The sequence below is a fragment of the Pseudoalteromonas sp. NCCP-2140 genome (genome assembly GCF_023708065.1).
Taxonomy (GTDB): Bacteria; Pseudomonadota; Gammaproteobacteria; order Enterobacterales; family Alteromonadaceae; genus Pseudoalteromonas.
In genome coordinates, this window is record NZ_BRCZ01000003.1 from 316,172 (window position 1) to 332,497 (window position 16,326).

General features: G+C 42.4%; 14 protein-coding genes. 5 read left to right on the forward strand and 9 right to left on the reverse strand.

Going from position 1 to position 16,326, the window contains the following annotated elements; genetic code table 11:
* Positions 1 to 8 precede the first annotated feature (8 nt).
* On the forward strand, positions 9 to 818 hold the full coding sequence (locus NFU46_RS08095; RefSeq protein ID WP_251601057.1) for a DUF2797 domain-containing protein: 810 nt from the start codon (positions 9 to 11) through the stop codon (positions 816 to 818).
* Here NFU46_RS08095 and NFU46_RS08100 read toward each other — a convergent pair.
* Positions 815 to 3,319, reverse strand: a complete 2,505-nt coding sequence (locus NFU46_RS08100) for an EAL domain-containing protein (protein ID WP_175078477.1) — start codon at positions 3,317 to 3,319, stop codon at positions 815 to 817. The two genes, NFU46_RS08095 and NFU46_RS08100, sit on opposite strands and share 4 nt — an antisense overlap.
* A 78-nt stretch (positions 3,320 to 3,397) precedes the next feature.
* Here NFU46_RS08100 and NFU46_RS08105 point away from each other — a divergent pair, with 78 nt between their 5' ends.
* The gene (locus NFU46_RS08105; protein WP_251601060.1) at positions 3,398 to 3,691 is read left to right on the forward strand and encodes a DUF4144 domain-containing protein; all 294 of its coding nucleotides are present in this window, start codon (positions 3,398 to 3,400) and stop codon (positions 3,689 to 3,691) included.
* Here NFU46_RS08105 and NFU46_RS08110 read toward each other — a convergent pair.
* The 6 genes from NFU46_RS08110 to NFU46_RS08135 all read right to left on the reverse strand — a co-directional run bounded on the left by NFU46_RS08110 (position 3,688) and on the right by NFU46_RS08135 (position 8,627).
* Positions 3,688 to 4,608: a histone deacetylase family protein gene (locus NFU46_RS08110; protein ID WP_130166215.1), complete on the reverse strand. Its 921-nt coding sequence runs from the start codon at positions 4,606 to 4,608 to the stop codon at positions 3,688 to 3,690. The two genes, NFU46_RS08105 and NFU46_RS08110, sit on opposite strands and share 4 nt — an antisense overlap.
* 68 nt (positions 4,609 to 4,676) lie before the next feature.
* Positions 4,677 to 6,224 carry a serine hydrolase gene (locus tag NFU46_RS08115; RefSeq protein ID WP_251601062.1) on the reverse strand — a complete coding sequence of 516 codons (1,548 nt, stop codon included), beginning with the start codon at positions 6,222 to 6,224 and terminating at the stop codon, positions 4,677 to 4,679.
* Positions 6,221 to 6,736 (reverse strand): gamma-glutamylcyclotransferase family protein, encoded by a 516-nt coding sequence (locus NFU46_RS08120; RefSeq protein ID WP_175078479.1) that lies wholly within the window; start codon positions 6,734 to 6,736, stop codon positions 6,221 to 6,223. Before NFU46_RS08120 ends, NFU46_RS08115 begins: the two co-directional genes overlap by 4 nt.
* A gap of 7 nt (positions 6,737 to 6,743) precedes the next feature.
* Entirely contained in the window at positions 6,744 to 7,364 is a 621-nt protein-coding gene (locus NFU46_RS08125) for a LysE family translocator (RefSeq protein ID WP_251601064.1), read from the reverse strand.
* A 6-nt stretch (positions 7,365 to 7,370) separates the two neighbouring features.
* On the reverse strand, positions 7,371 to 8,153 hold the full coding sequence (locus tag NFU46_RS08130) for a hypothetical protein (protein WP_054560995.1): 783 nt from the start codon (positions 8,151 to 8,153) through the stop codon (positions 7,371 to 7,373).
* A gap of 3 nt (positions 8,154 to 8,156) precedes the next feature.
* Positions 8,157 to 8,627, reverse strand: coding sequence for a CreA family protein (locus NFU46_RS08135; RefSeq protein WP_251601066.1), 471 nt, complete (start codon positions 8,625 to 8,627; stop codon positions 8,157 to 8,159).
* Between the two features lie 103 nt (positions 8,628 to 8,730).
* On the opposite strand from NFU46_RS08135, the gene NFU46_RS08140 reads away from it, so the two are divergent.
* Entirely contained in the window at positions 8,731 to 9,318 is a 588-nt protein-coding gene (locus NFU46_RS08140) for an outer membrane beta-barrel protein (protein ID WP_251601068.1), read from the forward strand.
* Positions 9,319 to 9,328: 10 nt separating this feature from the next.
* Entirely contained in the window at positions 9,329 to 9,658 is a 330-nt protein-coding gene (locus NFU46_RS08145) for a 5-carboxymethyl-2-hydroxymuconate Delta-isomerase (protein ID WP_054560998.1), read from the forward strand.
* Here the strand turns inward: NFU46_RS08145 and NFU46_RS08150 are convergent, their stop codons facing one another.
* On the reverse strand, positions 9,659 to 11,788 hold the full coding sequence (locus tag NFU46_RS08150) for a winged helix-turn-helix domain-containing protein (RefSeq protein ID WP_251601070.1): 2,130 nt from the start codon (positions 11,786 to 11,788) through the stop codon (positions 9,659 to 9,661).
* Positions 11,789 to 12,118: 330 nt separating this feature from the next.
* Between NFU46_RS08150 and NFU46_RS08155 the strand changes: the two genes are divergently transcribed.
* Positions 12,119 to 15,139, forward strand: coding sequence for a TonB-dependent receptor domain-containing protein (locus NFU46_RS08155; RefSeq protein WP_251601072.1), 3,021 nt, complete (start codon positions 12,119 to 12,121; stop codon positions 15,137 to 15,139).
* A gap of 60 nt (positions 15,140 to 15,199) precedes the next feature.
* Here the strand turns inward: NFU46_RS08155 and zapE are convergent, their stop codons facing one another.
* The gene (gene zapE / locus NFU46_RS08160) at positions 15,200 to 16,312 is read right to left on the reverse strand and encodes a cell division protein ZapE (RefSeq protein ID WP_251601074.1); all 1,113 of its coding nucleotides are present in this window, start codon (positions 16,310 to 16,312) and stop codon (positions 15,200 to 15,202) included.
* Between the last annotated feature and the right edge of the window lie 14 nt (positions 16,313 to 16,326).

Sequence of the window (16,326 nt, forward strand, 5' to 3'; positions counted from 1 at the left end):
ATGTAAAGATGCAAGGTACGATCAGAAAATTAAAGTCGACACTGACTTCTCCTGTCGAATATCAATTACCTATCGGTGATGAGCTAGTTTCATTAAATGACTATATTGGTAAGCCGCTCACACTGACTTTTACCGGCAATATTTTTTGCTGTAACTGTGGTAAGAAAACCAAGAAAAGCTACTCTCAAGGCCACTGTTTTGTGTGTATGCGCAAACTGGCTAGCTGTGACATGTGTATCATGAAACCTGAAACGTGCCACTTTGATAAAGGCACCTGTCGTGAGCCACAGTGGGGTGAAGAAAACTGCATGATCCCGCACTACGTATATTTAGCCAACACTTCAGGCCTAAAAGTAGGTATTACCCGCCATACTCAAATTCCTACACGCTGGATTGACCAAGGTGCGACGCAAGCTTTACCTATCTTCAAAGTACAAACCCGTCTTCAATCGGGTTTAGTTGAGGTTGCCTTAGCCGAATTTATTGCTGATAAAACCAATTGGCGAAACATGCTAAAAGGCCAATCTGAATCGATTGATTTAAAAGCTGCTGCTGCAGAGTTGATCCCACAGATTGATGCTAAGTTGAGTGAACTTGCAGAGCTATTTGGCGCAACAGCCATTGAAAAGCTCGATGAAGATGTAGTTGAGCTAGACTACCCAGTAAGTGAATACCCAAGCAAAATCAGCTCTTTCAATTTTGATAAAGCACCAGAAGTATCTGGTATTTTAAAAGGCATTAAAGGCCAGTACTTAATTTTTGATACTGGCGTCATTAATATTCGTAAGTTCACTTCTTACGAAATTAGCCTAGCTTAGGCACTTTTTTCGCTATTGAGATAAAAATCATACCATTGCTGCTTCGCTATTGGGCGGCAAAAGTAATAGCCTTGAATGGTATCGCAGTTAAGTGAACGTAAGTAATTTAACTGCTCTACCTTCTCTACCCCTTCTGCGACAACATGAATACTCAAGCTTTTGGCAAGGCTAATAATCGCCGTAACAATTTCACTATTACCGTATTCATCGGGCACTTTTGCGATAAAGCTGGCATCTATTTTTAACGTATCAATTGGCAGTTTAGTTAAGTAACTTAAAGCCGAATAGCCCGTGCCAAAGTCATCTAACGTAATATGCACACCTAGCTTTTTAAGCGCGAGTAGCTCTTGCTTAGCCTCACTAAAGTGGCTGATAAAACAGCTTTCAGTAAGCTCTACTTCAAGCTTGTGTGGATCTACATCGTAACGCTCAAGTAAGCGCTCAACATTCGATGCTAGTTGCCCCTGACGTAAGTGATTTGCCGAAATATTAATTGCCAAGCGCCCTGCTTCAATGCCTTGTTGCTGCCATTTTTCTAACTCTTTACACGCTTGCTCGATAACCCATAAATCAAGTTTCACAATTAGGCCAAGTTCTTCAGCAAGAGGGATAAACTTAGCAGGTGAAATCACTCCAAGGTTTGGCTCATGCCAACGTAACAGTGCCTCTACTCCTAAAATTTTGCCTGAATTTAATTGCTGCTTAGGTTGGAAATAAAGCTCAAACTCATCGCTTTCGATGGCGTTTTGTAATCGGCTCATCATTGCCAATCGCTCTAAAGAACGTGCATTCATCGCAGGTTTGAATAATTGAAATGAATTACGCCCCACTTCTTTAGCACGGTACATAGCAATATCTGCATGCTTAAGCAGTGTAGCGCTATCTACGCCATCATCAGGGTAAACTGCAGCGCCAATAGAAGCTGTAATTGCAACCACATGCTCGTTAATAGCAAGCGGCATACTCACTTGCTGCAATACTTGTTCGGCAAAGTTGAGCAGTGTTTCAACCCGATTTACTTCGCATAATAAAACAAACTCATCGCCACCTAAACGTGCAAGAGTATCCCCTTCAGGTAGAATTGATAAAATACGCTCTGCCACTTGCTGTAATAAGTTATCACCAGCGTCATGCCCTAAACTGTCGTTAACCTCTTTGAAGCGGTCTAAGTCGATAAACATCACCGCTAATAGATCATGGTTTCGTTTGGCAGAACTCAGCGCAATAGAGAGTCTGTCATGAAATAAGCGTCGATTAGGCAGGCCGGTTAATTCGTCGTAATAGGCAAGCTGGGCAATTTTTTCTTCGGCACGTTTACGCTCTGTAATGTCGCTGAAAATTGCCGCATAAAGCACTTCATCAAAGTTAGGATCTTTAATCTGGATAATGGTGAGCCACTCTACAAATTCTTCACCATCTTTTTTGCAATTGCAGATCTCCCCTTGCCAGACCCCTTCGTATTCAATGGCATGCCACATTTTTTGATAAAACGAACGGCTATGTTTTGTCGAGCTTAAAATATTGGGACGCTTACCGATTACTTCATGCTCGGCAAAGCCGGTCAGTTTAGTAAAAGCTGGGTTAACTTGAATAATAGTGCCGTCTTTACGGGTTAACATAATGCCATCGAGTGAGGCATCAATAATTTTATTTGCTAAAAATAGGTTACGTTGTGACTTTTGCAAAGCAATGTCACGCTGCTCTATGGCCCGTTCAAGCTCGCAGCAATAAGCTGACTCAATCTCTGTGATCAAATCAGCAAATGATATCACCCCGCAAATTTCATCATCTCGAACCACTAAATGACGCACATTACGCTCTGTCATAGTGCGATACGCATCAAATAAACTGCTTTCACAATCAATTTCAATTAACGGGTAGCTAGCATATTGCCAACAAGGATTTAGCCACTCGGTTTGAATGATCAGCTCAACAATATCACGCTGAGTAATAATACCGTGCAGTTCAAGCTCTCGGTTATAAACCAGTACACTATCAAGGCGGCCAGCGCGCATCAGTTGCACAACCTCTTCTATCGGTGTTTGCGCATCAACTATCTCTAGATCAGTGCGATACTGGTCATGAATGGGTCGAAATTGTAGGTAGTGGTCCAAACCTTGGTTATGCACAATATCAGATAAGTTCAACATACCCGCAGGCTGATTCTCGCTATCCATCACCAATAAATGACGAATGCCATGTTGTTGAAAACGCAAGGTTGCATCACTGACTGAGCATTGATTTGGTACTGTAATAACAGGCGCCGACATGACCTCGTGAATGGCAAGGTTCTTATAGAGCGGGCTGCTGATGTCAATTTTCAAACAATCAGCCTCAGTCCAAATACCAACTACAGACTGCTCATGCTTGATAAAAATCGCCGTCACATTGTGAACATGCATCAACCTTACCGCATCGACCAAAGGCGTATGCGCAGGACACGATACCAGCTTTTGCGAAAAGACATCACTCACCTTTTGATGTCGTCTTGGTTGATTCATAAGTCGACTTTCCTAGTTCTTACATGAATTGGCAATTATAATCATTTCAACCTATGCAACTTTGACACAGGACAATAAATGCACTCATCATTTCCTAAGATTATTTTTTCAGACCATGAATTAGCATTAGTTGAAGACGAAGCCGATATAGAAAGCTTTTTATATGGCTTAAGCAAAGAGCAGCAGCAAGAAGCGATGCTACTTTTGGCAACAGGGCACTATGTCAACTTGCAGGAAGAAAGCGTGAAAGCATTAACTGATATAGAGCTTGCTAATAGAGTGACTGAGCACCTAGCACAAGAGGGAGTATGCTGTTTAAGTAAGGTTACTCGGCTTACACCAACGCAAGCCTTTGCGATGCTGGCAGATTAAGGTGCATCCACCAGCGCTTTAATGTGCGCAACGGCACTACGACCTAGAGCTGATAAAGCATAGCCCCCTTCAAGATATGAGATAATCCCTTTGCAATCTTGCTGCTGACAAAACTCAGCTAATTGCGTGGTTAGCCATGCGTAATCGTCTTCAACAAACTTCAGGCTTGCCATGTCATCTTCAAGGTGAGCATCAAAACCTGCACTAATAAACAACAGTTCAGGTTTAAATTCGTTGAGTTTTGGTAGCCACTGCTCAAGGTAAACAGCTTTTAAGTCATTACCATCACTGGCAATTGGCAGCGGTGAGTTAACTAAAGTCGCGTTATTTTCAACCGCAGTATTTGGGTAAAAAGGATGTTGAAACAAAGAGCAAAACAACACATTGTCATCATCTAAAAAGATATCTTGCGTGCCATTACCGTGGTGTACATCAAAGTCCAAAATAGCGATACGTTTAACACCTTTGCTTTGCGCGTATTTCACGGCAATGGCTAGGTTATTAAAAACGCAAAATCCTGCCGAGGTGCTGCGGTTTGCATGATGCCCTGGTGGTCTAACCGAGCAAAATGCGGCATCCAGTTTATCAGCAAGGATTTCATCAACGGCGAGTAATCCAGCACCAACGGCTCGTTCAATTGCTTTCATTGAATCTGGGCACAACCAAGTGTCGCCGTCTAATTCAGCAAGTCCTTCAGCGGGAATTGTTTGCTCTACATGGCTTACCAAAGGTTCATCATGAGCACGTAAAAAGTCGTCGCGGCTGGCTTTAGGAGCTTGTAAGTGAGTAATTGCTATATCAACACCACTTGCTAGCAAGCGGTCGGTGATCACATCTAAACGCGCAGGGCATTCGGGGTGATCCTCAATCATTTTATGTTTACGACAAAATGGATGTGAGATAACTGCCGTTCTCATAATACGCTCCTTGAATTATTTTCCCCCAGTATAACAAAGCCACCTAATGGTGGCTTTGCGACTTTGGTTTACTTTTTAGCGCGTAAATCTAAATTCCTAAAGTCAAAACTAAAGTCTGTGACCGCCGTTGAGACAGCACGCATTTTTGCACTACTCACTCGGTTATCCGGGCTCATTTGAAACTCAATGTAAGCATCTGCTTCAAGTAACTTTTCATCCCACTTCACAATAAACGTATTGCCCGTGTAATGCTCAAGCTGACCTTTCAAACGCTTTGTATGAGTAAAATCAATACGTAGCTGACCATTTAACTCCTCGATTACCACATCACCATACCAGTTATCGTGCAGCGTGCCTGTGTAGTTGATGTTTGGTAGTTTCGCTTGATAATCAGCAGGTGTTTCTGGTTTTGCGTTTGCGTAAGCTTCTTTTTTACCTTCAAAGTGCTTTTTAGCAAGGTCTTCAATCCAGTCTTTATCTTCAAGATCTAATGCATCTTCTAATACTTCGTAAGTCACCGCAGAGAGCGCGCTGAATGCTTGCTGGTTACTCAGAATAACAATACCGAGATTTTTCTCTGGTAATAATGTCACTTGAGACACCATGCCTAAGATACCACCACCATGGCCTAGCTTTTTAATGCCGTGGAAATCTTCAATGCTCCAGCCTAAACCATAACCTCTAAATTGTTGGTGGTAAGCTTCATAAGCACCTTTTGATGCCATTGACGTAATGTGCGGGTGCCACATTTGTTGCTGCTGCTTTTCAGTGAATAACTGCTGGCCATTTGGCATTTTGCCATGTGCAAGCTGCGTGCGTAGCCATTGGCTCATATCGCTTACGCTAGATGCAATCGCACCAGCGCCACGGAAATCTTCAAGGTAGTTCACAAAAAATGGGTGTAGTTGGCCATCCATTGGAATATGACCCGTCGCCCAGTTTTTATTGCTACTAGGAATACGTGAAAAACCTGCGCGTGAGTTTTTCATATCAAGTGGCTGAAGAATATTTTTCTCGATGTAATCATTCCAGCTCATGCCAGATACACGGGCTACCACCTCACCTGCAGTGACAAACATTAAGTTGTTATAGGCGTATTTACTGCGAAAGCTACTCGCCGGTTTTAAGTATTTTAGGCCTGCGATAATTTCATCAATCGATTTGTCAGTATCTGGCCAAATCATTAAATCGCCTTGCCCTAAACCCAAACCGCTACGGTGGCTTAATAAATCGCGAATGGTCATTTCACGTGTTACGTAAGGGTCATACAGACGAAACTCAGGAAGATGATCAATTACTTTGTCATCCCAGCTAAGCTTACCTTCATCAATTAATTTAGCTAACGCTGCTGCGGTAAATGCTTTGGTGTTTGACGCGATACCGAATAAGGTGTCTTTATTTACTTTTTTACCGGTATCAAGGTGAGATACGCCAAAACCTTTTGCTAACACGACCTGGTCATTTTCAACAATCGCTACAGCCATACCCGGTACGTCAAAACGTGCCATTGACGTTTCGATTACTTTTTCAATTTTTTTAGTATCAATATCGGCATAACTGTAAAACGAACAGCTCGATAAAAGCGCCGCTGCAACGGCTAATTTACGAAATATCATAATATCCCTTGGTGATTTTTATTGTTGTGAATAGCGAACTCTTTCGCTGCTCGGGTTTTATCTGGATCATCGCAACTTGGTCTTGCGAGTATTGCTTCACTGTAATGATTTGGTACACCTGCTTCAAGCGCTCCGCGATGAACATGCTGAAGATACCAGTCGAATGGCAGTAAAGACTCATCTAAGGTGTTAGCGATATAACAATGGGCAGCAAGTTGCTCGCCATCTAGTAGCTCAACGGTGATATCTACACAGTCATAACGCGGCCCTTCGATATCATCAAGAATCGACTTTTCAGCTTCGTTTAACTGATACACAACACCATATACCAAGGCATCTGCCTGATCTGTTTTGCGCACGCTACACTTTGCAGAGCCGTCGGTACTTACCATATCAAACGTCAGCTCATAGCCCTTTAAAATAGCTGTACCTACCCGCTTTGCTTCAGGCAGCCTTGCCAGCAATCTGCTCGATGACATATTTGAACCAAATGAAAAGTTATATAGCGTCATACTTACCTCACACAACAACGCGAATAGCTAAGGCAATTAAGATCACGCCAATGCCTCTATCAAACCAGTATCCGCTTTTTAAGAAAAATGCTCGCACTGATGCTTTTGATAACACCAATGATAAAAATGAAAACCACAGCCAAGTCGCCATTGCCATATACACGCCATAACCAGCCTGCACTACAGCAGGTGTTTCAGGGCTTATTACAAGAGTAAACAACGACATAAAAAACAGTGTTGCTTTGGGATTAAGGGCATTGGTAAAAAAGCCGCGTCGAAATGCTTTATACACCGATTCAGGCTCAGCAGAAGCAAGGGTTTGCTGTTTACTATCGCTAGGTTTTGCGCTTCGTAAAGCTTGCACACCCAAGTATGCCAAATAAGCCCCCGCAAGGTATTTTAAAGCCATGAATAAGCTAGGTGACTGGGATAAAATTAACGCCACACCTAATACACAATAAGCAATATGCAACAGAATTGCCGCCCCAACACCGGCACTGGTCCAAAGCGCATTTTTACGACCTTGTTGAATACTTTGCTTGAGTACAATTGCAAAGTCAGGGCCTGGGCTTGCTACCGCAAAAAAGTGAGCTATGGCTATCAATAAAAACTCATCTAAATACTGCACTCAATATTACCCTACTGCTTGTTCATCTAATGCTAATAACAACGGATTTGCACTGTCATTTACCAATGCTTTAATTTGCTTTTGCGCTTTTTTATATTGGCTGCGTAAATGGGGTTTTAAAAACTTCTTCGACTGATTGTCCCCTTTAAAATGCGTAACCAGCGCATGCATAAATAGCGTTTGTGGCTCAGTCAGCGCTGCTTGGCGATTGGCATAAGGGTTATAACCGCAGCCGCAGCCTCCTTTAAATTGATACACCGTATTACTCATCATCACCCCAAAGCCTAAATAGCATGCCAACGCATCGCTTGCTTGCGGTAAGTACTCTTTACCACCGGGAGGTAAGACACCCACATGGTGAATCAAAATGGTTGCTAAGGTACCAGCAAAACTTGCCACTAAATCTTGCGGTTGATTGATTTGGTTCGGGTTAAACGAGATATTCACAGGATGATTTGCCGGCACAATTAAGCTCGCCTCGCTACCGCGTAAATTATCTTGAAATTCAAAATGCGGAAACACCTGAGGTGTAAGCCCAGATGGCGCAACTAAGTTAATTGGCCACGCCTGCATCCCCGCATAATCAACAACTCGACTAAATACCTTTTCAGCCATTTCACTGACGCTCGACACCCTATCCGGAAAGAACTGCCCATTAGGTAAAATGATTTGCGTGTGCTTTAAAAAATATTCACTATCAAAGTGTTCAACAGCCCATAAAAAGGTATCGATTAACCACTGCTGCTCTTGCTCATCAACAAGTGGGGCTGACTTAAATAACGCTAACATAAATTACTCTTGTGATTGTGCCCATTGCCATGCATTTGTATTGTAAAGAGGTACGGTTGATAAAGCATGATGATGGCTGCCACTCGACTCTTTCGTTGAATAAGACAAATATAATAAAGTGCGTGTTGGCGCATCATAAATACGACGTACTTTTAACGATTTAAACAAAATACTTTTCGATGACTTAAAAACCACTTCGCCCGATTTACTGCGGTCAATTTGTTGTAATTGGTCAGCGGTAATGGGACCGGTTTGACGACAGGCAATAGACATATCGGATGGATCAGCAAAATCAAGGTTCGCTTCAATATGGCTAATGTGACAAGTTACACCGCTTATAAGCGGATCTTGTTGTGATACCACTTTAATATCTTTGGTCGTAAATAACCCCAAACTCACCGAAGCAGCATCATCCGAGCAACCGCTCAACAAAATCAGTGGCGCAGTAAGTGCAGCTAATTTTAGTAACTTCATCCTAGTGTTCCTTATTAAAAAGCGATAGTTGTCCGTTTACAACGATTTGCTTGCTATGTTTCAATACTATCTCAAAATATCTTCAACAACGAGCACCTAAACAATGAAAAAATCGCTTGGTTTACTGTGTTTAATGTTCTTAAGTAGTACAGCTCACGCTGACTACTCTATTAGCGCTGGTTTCGGCAAAAACTTTACTAGCTCGGTGCAAACCGAAGAAAACCTAAAAATTGAGCTTGAGGATGACAGCCATTTTACTGTCAGCCTAGATAGAACCATTGAGAATGCTCGTTATGGGTTCTTTTATTCTGCAACAGAACTTGATATGAAAGACCAAACTAACAAGCAAGTCGAGATGCAATACCTGCTATTTCAAAGTGCCGTAGAAGTGCCATTAGCTGACCGTATAGTTGGTTTTGTGGGTGCCCAAATTGGCGCAAACCACGTCAGCACTGACTTTGCCGACTCTGATACGTTTTTTACCTCTGGCCTATATGCTGGCGCAGATTATTTATTTACTGAACAAGCTCGGGTTTATGTTGAAACTCGCTGGCTGGCAACTATTGTAAATAATGCAAGTAACGTATCGTGCACATTGCCAACATCAGAAGACGACCAATGTCTATGGCACTTTGATGGTGATGTGTTAAACCAATTTCAGACAAACATCGGTTTTAGTTACCGCTTTTAAGGAAGACCCCATGCCGCACATTGTTATAGAACACTCAGAAGACTTGCCAATTCTGCCACAAGTGTTAGTTGAAAAAGTTCACCAAGCCGTTTTTGACTCAGGCTTATTTGAACTTTCGACCATAAAGACTCGTGCAATTGCTTATCAGCATTACGAATTAGGTGAAGGCAAAGATGGCTTTATTCACATCGGCGCATCAATCATGGCAGGCAGAACTATAGAGCAAAAGCAAATGCTCAGTGAGCAATTACTAAGTTGCTTAAGAACATACTGCCGCCGCTCGTATAGCTTAAGCGTTAATATTTACGATATGGATGCTGACATCTACCGTAAGTGTTAACTACTTTGGTAAATAGGCTGCGGGTAAACGCTTGATTTCTATCTCAGGCGATAAGTACGCTGTATAAACCAGCCAACGCTCATTGGGTATGTAGGTCAAGCCCGATGAGCGACTATAAGCTCGCTCCGGTAAAGCAATTAAATCATGATGCTGCTTACTTGCTAAGTCATAGTAGCTAATACGGTAATCACCTAAGCGTTCTTTATAATAATAAATACGCCCCTCATGATACGCGTTCTTTGCCACTAGCAACCATGCATAACTGCGCGCCAACTTAACATCGTTCACCAGCATTTCTTCAACACCCGTATCATGATGTTTTATCCAAATAGCATGGCGCGAGTTGGTAAATAAAATATCGCCCGATTGTATTTCAACGCCATACTGCGCCGGCACTTCAACAGCTTTACCTAGGCTTTTACCTGTTAAGTCATAACGATATAAGTAGTCACCATCAGAGACTAAAATATGCTGGCTATCAGCGCTAAACTTAGGTTTAATTGCATGACTAAATGGCAGTTTGATTTGCTGACTTTGCTCTACTTTGAAATCATAAATATATAAGCGGGTACTGCCATTGTCATACAATGAAAACAAAATATAGCGTCCATCGGCTGACCAAGTTGGATCACGAACTTCCCCCGTGTTATGTGCAAAGTCAGTAAGCTGCTTTCGCGAGCTGCTATCAGGGTTAACAATCCAAAGCTGTGAACTGCCTGATTCATTCGACACATACAGCAGTTTATTTTGCTGCTGATTATATTCAGGGAATAGCGAACTAAAATTGGTCGACAACATAGAAAACGGCGAGTTGGCCACTTGTTCGTCTATTTTCAGGCGCGTGATCACCTTATCTAAATCCCACTGATGGTAATAAACACTGCCATCGCTACTGTAATTAGGTGAACTCATGCCCGCAATTTGCGTGTTGATTAGGGTTTGATTCTTAATGTCAAAGAAGTACCCATAACGTTTACCGCCCTCAACTGCACTAAACGCCAATTGCTCTTTAGACGGATGCCAATCTACACCATGAATATCAACAAAATCATGAGTTAGCCGTTGGCTTTGCCCTGTTTTTACATCTATTAAAAACAGCGCTTTTTGGTTGTTTTTAACATTACGCGTAACCACAACTCGCTGTGCATCTGGCGAAAACGACACTGACTCATACACAGTTTCGCAGTCATCATTACAAGGAATAACTGTTTCTTTTCTATGTTTTGCCTGTAAATCGAGCAGTTTGATACGAGTGACATAGTCACCTGACTTGCTCGTATGATCAGCAATGTAGGCCAAGGTTTTACCATCACTACTGATATCAAGATCAGGCGCATAGTTATTACTACACTCCCCTAGCACGACACTGGTGGCATTTACCAAAGAGAGTTTTACAATTTCACAAACATCAGAGGCCATGCGGTAATAATATAATGTGTTTGCATCTGGGCTAAACACAGAGCGCCCTTCTGTAAAAGGTGAGTCCGTTAATTGCTTTGCTGGGTGCTCAGGAAAATGTAAATCACGTAAATATAGGTTATTTGGTTTACCAAGCTGTCGCCATGAATACACCAAATAGTGCAGATCATCAGAAATTGAAGGATAAATCTCACGACCAGGGCTTGCCGTCACGCTTTCGATGCTATTAAGCGGTAACACAAAGCTTGAGTTAGTTTGCTTTACAGGCGAAGAGAACAGCCAATACATTACCACCAAGCTAATGACACACAAAGCCACAAACAGCTGGCGGATTTGCGCAGCTGTGATACTAAAACCCACAGGTTTTTCTTTATCGGCTGTATCTATTGGCTCGGGCTTTAACAAAACGCGATAACCCGTTTTACGTAATGTCTCTATGTAAGTTTGTTCTGGATCGAGTTCTTTGAATGCTTTTCGTAGATGCCAAATAGCATTTGTTAAGGCTTTTTCACCCACGTAAAAATTGCCCTCCCAAACATTATTGATGAGCTCTTCACGGGTGATGGGTTCGGGGTAACGCGCCACTAAGCAAGCTAACAACTCAATAAACTTAGGCTGCAAAAGCTGTTCACTACCATTGCAGATCAGTTTATTTTCGAGTGGGTTAACAATACATGAGCCCAGCTGATAAACGCGATTAGATGTTTCCATTTACTCTAAATAAAACCCCATTTTAGAAGTACAGCAGTATAAAGCCCTATCAATTTATCGTAAAAGCAGCCCTTTCACCAGCTTTAACGTTGCAAAACGGTTAACAATAAATATTTCTTAAGCCACTGATTTTAAATAAATAGATATTCAATAGATATAAAATAGAGACATAAACGAGCCACCTAAGATTGTAGTTAGGTTCACATTTCTATAAAAATTTTTACGTCAATACCGACCAACCAGAGTGTTGCTCACTGTAAATTTTAACTGCCCTTAAAAAGAGCATCACTCTGGTTCTAAAAACTAAAAATAAAACAACTAGGAACGCCTGTGAGAAATCTACTAACCAAACCTTGTGCTATTGCACTTGCTGTTGCCAGTGGTTTTAGCCAACATGCATTTGCCAATGATGCTGAGATTGCCCGCCCTGCCAACACCATTCCAGCAGCTAATGAACAAACTGAAGAGCCGGAAAAAATCGTTGTTACGGGTTCACGTATTAAACGCGATAGCTTTTCAATTCCAACACCGCTGGTCACAATGGACCGCGAAGCCATTGCCGATACAGGTTTAACCAACTTATCAGACATTTTGGTTGATAACATGCCAGCTCTTAGCGAGAGCATAGGTAACACCACCAGCCAATCGAGTGTTTCAGCGACTGGCTTATCGACAGTACAACTACGAGATTTAGGTGCTAACCGTACTCTGACACTGATTGATGGTCGCCGAGTTGTTTCAAACAGCTACAGTGGCAACTATGTCAGTTTAAATACCATTCCTAGCGGTATGGTTGAGCGCGTTGAAATAATCAGTGGCGGTGCATCTGCAACCTATGGTGCCGATGCTGTAGCAGGTGTGGTGAATATTATCACCCAATCCAAAAAAGAAGGCTTTGATTTTAAAGCGAACACAGGTGAAACCACCGATGGCGGCGGTAAAGAATTTACCCTTGATTTAAACTACGGTACCTCGTTTGCTGAAGATCGCGGTTACGCCTATTTCAGTGCCAACTGGGACCGTGATTTCGGTATGACTTTTTACGATCGTAAACGCGCACAAATCGAAGATAGTTACGATTACGATCCAGATCGCATGTGTAATGTAATGCAAACAGCAGATGGCGATCAATGTATGCGTGATATCACACAAGCTGATTGGGTTAGCAAAAGTGATGGTATTCCTGGCGGTGTGTTCTTAGAAAACAGCCGTAACGACACACAGTTTTGGTATGACGGTCAAACTCTACGTGATGACTGGAAAGGCAACGAAGAAATTTACGGTATCAATTCAAATCAATACGTGATGCTTGATGTACCAAGCGATAACGTATCTGCTGCAGTTAAAATTGATTACGATTTAACTGACGATGTGATGTTCTACGCGCAAGTTCAATACAGTGAAAGTGGTTCTTTTAACAATAAGTCGCCTGAAGATGAATACGAAGGTGCGTATGTGCCGCGTTATGACCCTACCACTGGCGAGCCCCTTGCTGATGTAGCACCGGGTTACATCCCAATCGACAACCCATATGTTCCGCAAGAAATCCTCGATGCCAACCCATACAAAGATCGTATTTATTGGGATCGCCGCTTCAGTGAAGTGGGTAATATCAGCACCGATAATACTCGTAAAACCATTCGTAGTTGGGCTGGTCTTCAAGGCACATTATTTAACGACGAGTGGGACTGGGATCTATCTGCAAGTTATGGTCGATTTACCCAACACCAAATTCGTAGCAATGAATTAAATACTGTAAAACTTAATCAAGCTTTGCAAGCAGAAGAATTAGCGGATGGCACCATTCAATGTATTGATGAAGCAGCTCGCGCTGAAGGCTGTGTGCCAATTAACTTATTTGGTGAGGGATCTATCACCGAAGAAATGGCTGCTTGGATCCGTACCAACCCAATTATTGATACTGAAATAAAACAATACGGTGTGGTTGGCTACGTAGCGGGTGATTTATTTGAATTACCAGCAGGCTCAGTATCCGCAGTATTTGGTGGTGAATACCGTAAAGACAGCCAAGACCTATCAACCAGCGACGACATGAAAGCAGGCGGTATTACCTTCAACTATGTACCAAATTTTTATGGTGAAGTTGAGGTCTATGAAGCCTTTGCAGAGCTTGCGATCCCACTTTTAAAAGATGCTCCTTTAGCAAAGAATTTAAGCGCAGAAACTTCATTACGTTTGGCTAACTATAGCATGGAAAACGTCAACACCGTTGCCAGCTACAAGCTAGGTGTATTTTGGGAACCAATCGAAGGCTATGCATTTAGAGCAAACTACGCTCGCGCTCAACGTGCCCCCACAATCACAGAGCTTATGTCACCACCGCGTGGCGATTACGACAGCTATGATGATATTTGTGACGGTTTAACGGCAACATCAACTAAAGCAGGTCACGACAACTGCCGCAAAGAGCCGACGTTAGCTGCTCAACTTGCTGCTGATCCTAACTTTGAATTTAGCGATGAGAACAACAGTTACTCTCCAGGGGCAGGTAACGAAAATCTAAAAGAAGAAACCGCTGATACCTATACCTTTGGTGTGACAGTGGCTCCTGCCTTTTTAGAAAACTTTAATCTTGCTGTTGATTACTACGATATTGCTATTGTTGATGCGATTTCGCAGATCAGCAATGAAAACATCATGCGTGAATGTTACGACTCAGAAGCAGCATGGGGTGAAGACAACGTATTTTGTAATGATATTACCCGTAATAGCGAAGGTAACATTATCAAGATTCTACAGCGTCAATATAACCTCGATGAGCTAACTGCACGTGGTTATGATGTGGTTGCACAGTACAAACTCGACTTAGATAACCTAGGTCAGTTATCGTTTAAACTAGATTACAACCATGTAATCGAAAACTCGCAAACTTATGAAGGCCTTGATGGCAGCTTAGTAACCAGTCACTACGCAGGTTACGGCAGCAGCAAAGATAAAGCCTCAATGTCACTGACATGGCGTAACGATAACTTGCGTATTCGCTGGCGTACAAATTACTTAGGCTCGTTTAAAGCAAGCCAGAGTCTTGAAGAAGATTATCAAGAGTATATTGCCGAAAATGATGCCCGCTGTGACGCTGGTGAAGATACTTGTATCAGTAATCCAGAAAAACTTGCCTACCAAGATTATGGTTCGTTCTTAAAACACAGCCTTTCAGCGTCTTACACCATGTCACTTGGTGAACAGAGCCAATTGCGCGTATTCGGTGGTGTGAATAACGTGTTTGATAATAAAGGTGATTTTTATCCATATGGCCGTGGTAACTACTACAGCGCATACGGCGGTGGTGCTGGTCGCTACGTGTATGTAGGTGCTCAATATAGCTTTTAACCGTTTCATATGAAGATCCCCAGCTATGCTGACATCAAAGGCGCATTTTTATTGCGCCTTTTATCTTTTCCAGCTTTGCATCTCAACTAATCGAGACTCGGTACGTGTATACTCAAATGCCAGTTTTTGGCCTTGATATAAATCGCTAATACCCACCTTGGCCGAAATCACCAGTAATCGGCTGCGATCATAAAACTCATCAACCAAAGCAATAAAGCGCCGTGCTTCATCATCTAAAAAGTGTTCTTGTAAATCCTGCTTTTCTCGCTGATAACTATCTTCAATGCCATGCACAATTTGTTTACCTGTTGCTCCGCGCCCCATTACTGGCACATTGAGTAAATAAACGCGCTGAAAACGCTCTGCCAAATAAATATAATCCGCGGTGCTTCTAGGTCCTGAGCAAAGCGTCATAAAATCAAACATAATGGCGTCTTGAGCGAGCAAGATACAGCTAAGCTCGCGGTGGCAAACCTCTATCGTTGTTTGCCTTTGTATTACTTGCTCTTGCTTTAAAAAGCGCTCTGTTAGCGCCTCTTTGTTATTAATAAAATAATGTGCGGTTTGTTTGCCAAAGCGAAAGCGATGATCTTTGTCGCCTTCAACACTTAAAACATGGCAATGCTCATTTAATAAATCGATAGTGGGTAAAAATCGTGCTCGCTGTAAACCGTTGCGATATAGCTGCTCCGGTTGACAGTTTGACGTTGCCACTAACACTACTTGCTGCTCAAACAAGGCTTTGAATAAGCCACCTAAGATCATGGCATCACCAATATCAGAAACAAAAAACTCATCAAAACAAATCAAGCGAATGTGCTCTGCCCACTCTTTAGCAATCACCGTCAGCGGATTTTTCTGCCCTTGCAGCTGAGTTAAGCGCTCATGCACTTGCTTCATAAAATGATGAAAGTGCAAACGCTGCTTAGCGTCAATATTAACAAGCCGAAAAAACACGTCCATTAACATGGATTTACCACGCCCTACTGGGCCATATAAATAAACCCCTTTTATTGGCTTAGCGCTTTGCCACCAATGGCTTGGTGCAGCCAATTCTGTGGCTAGATTATCAAGAGCATTTATCGCTGTGCGCTGGGCACAGTCTTCTTGCAAATCACCTTTGGCTATTTGCGCTTGGTAATGCTGTAATATTTGTCCTTGCTGTACTGTCATAGGTAACTAGTATC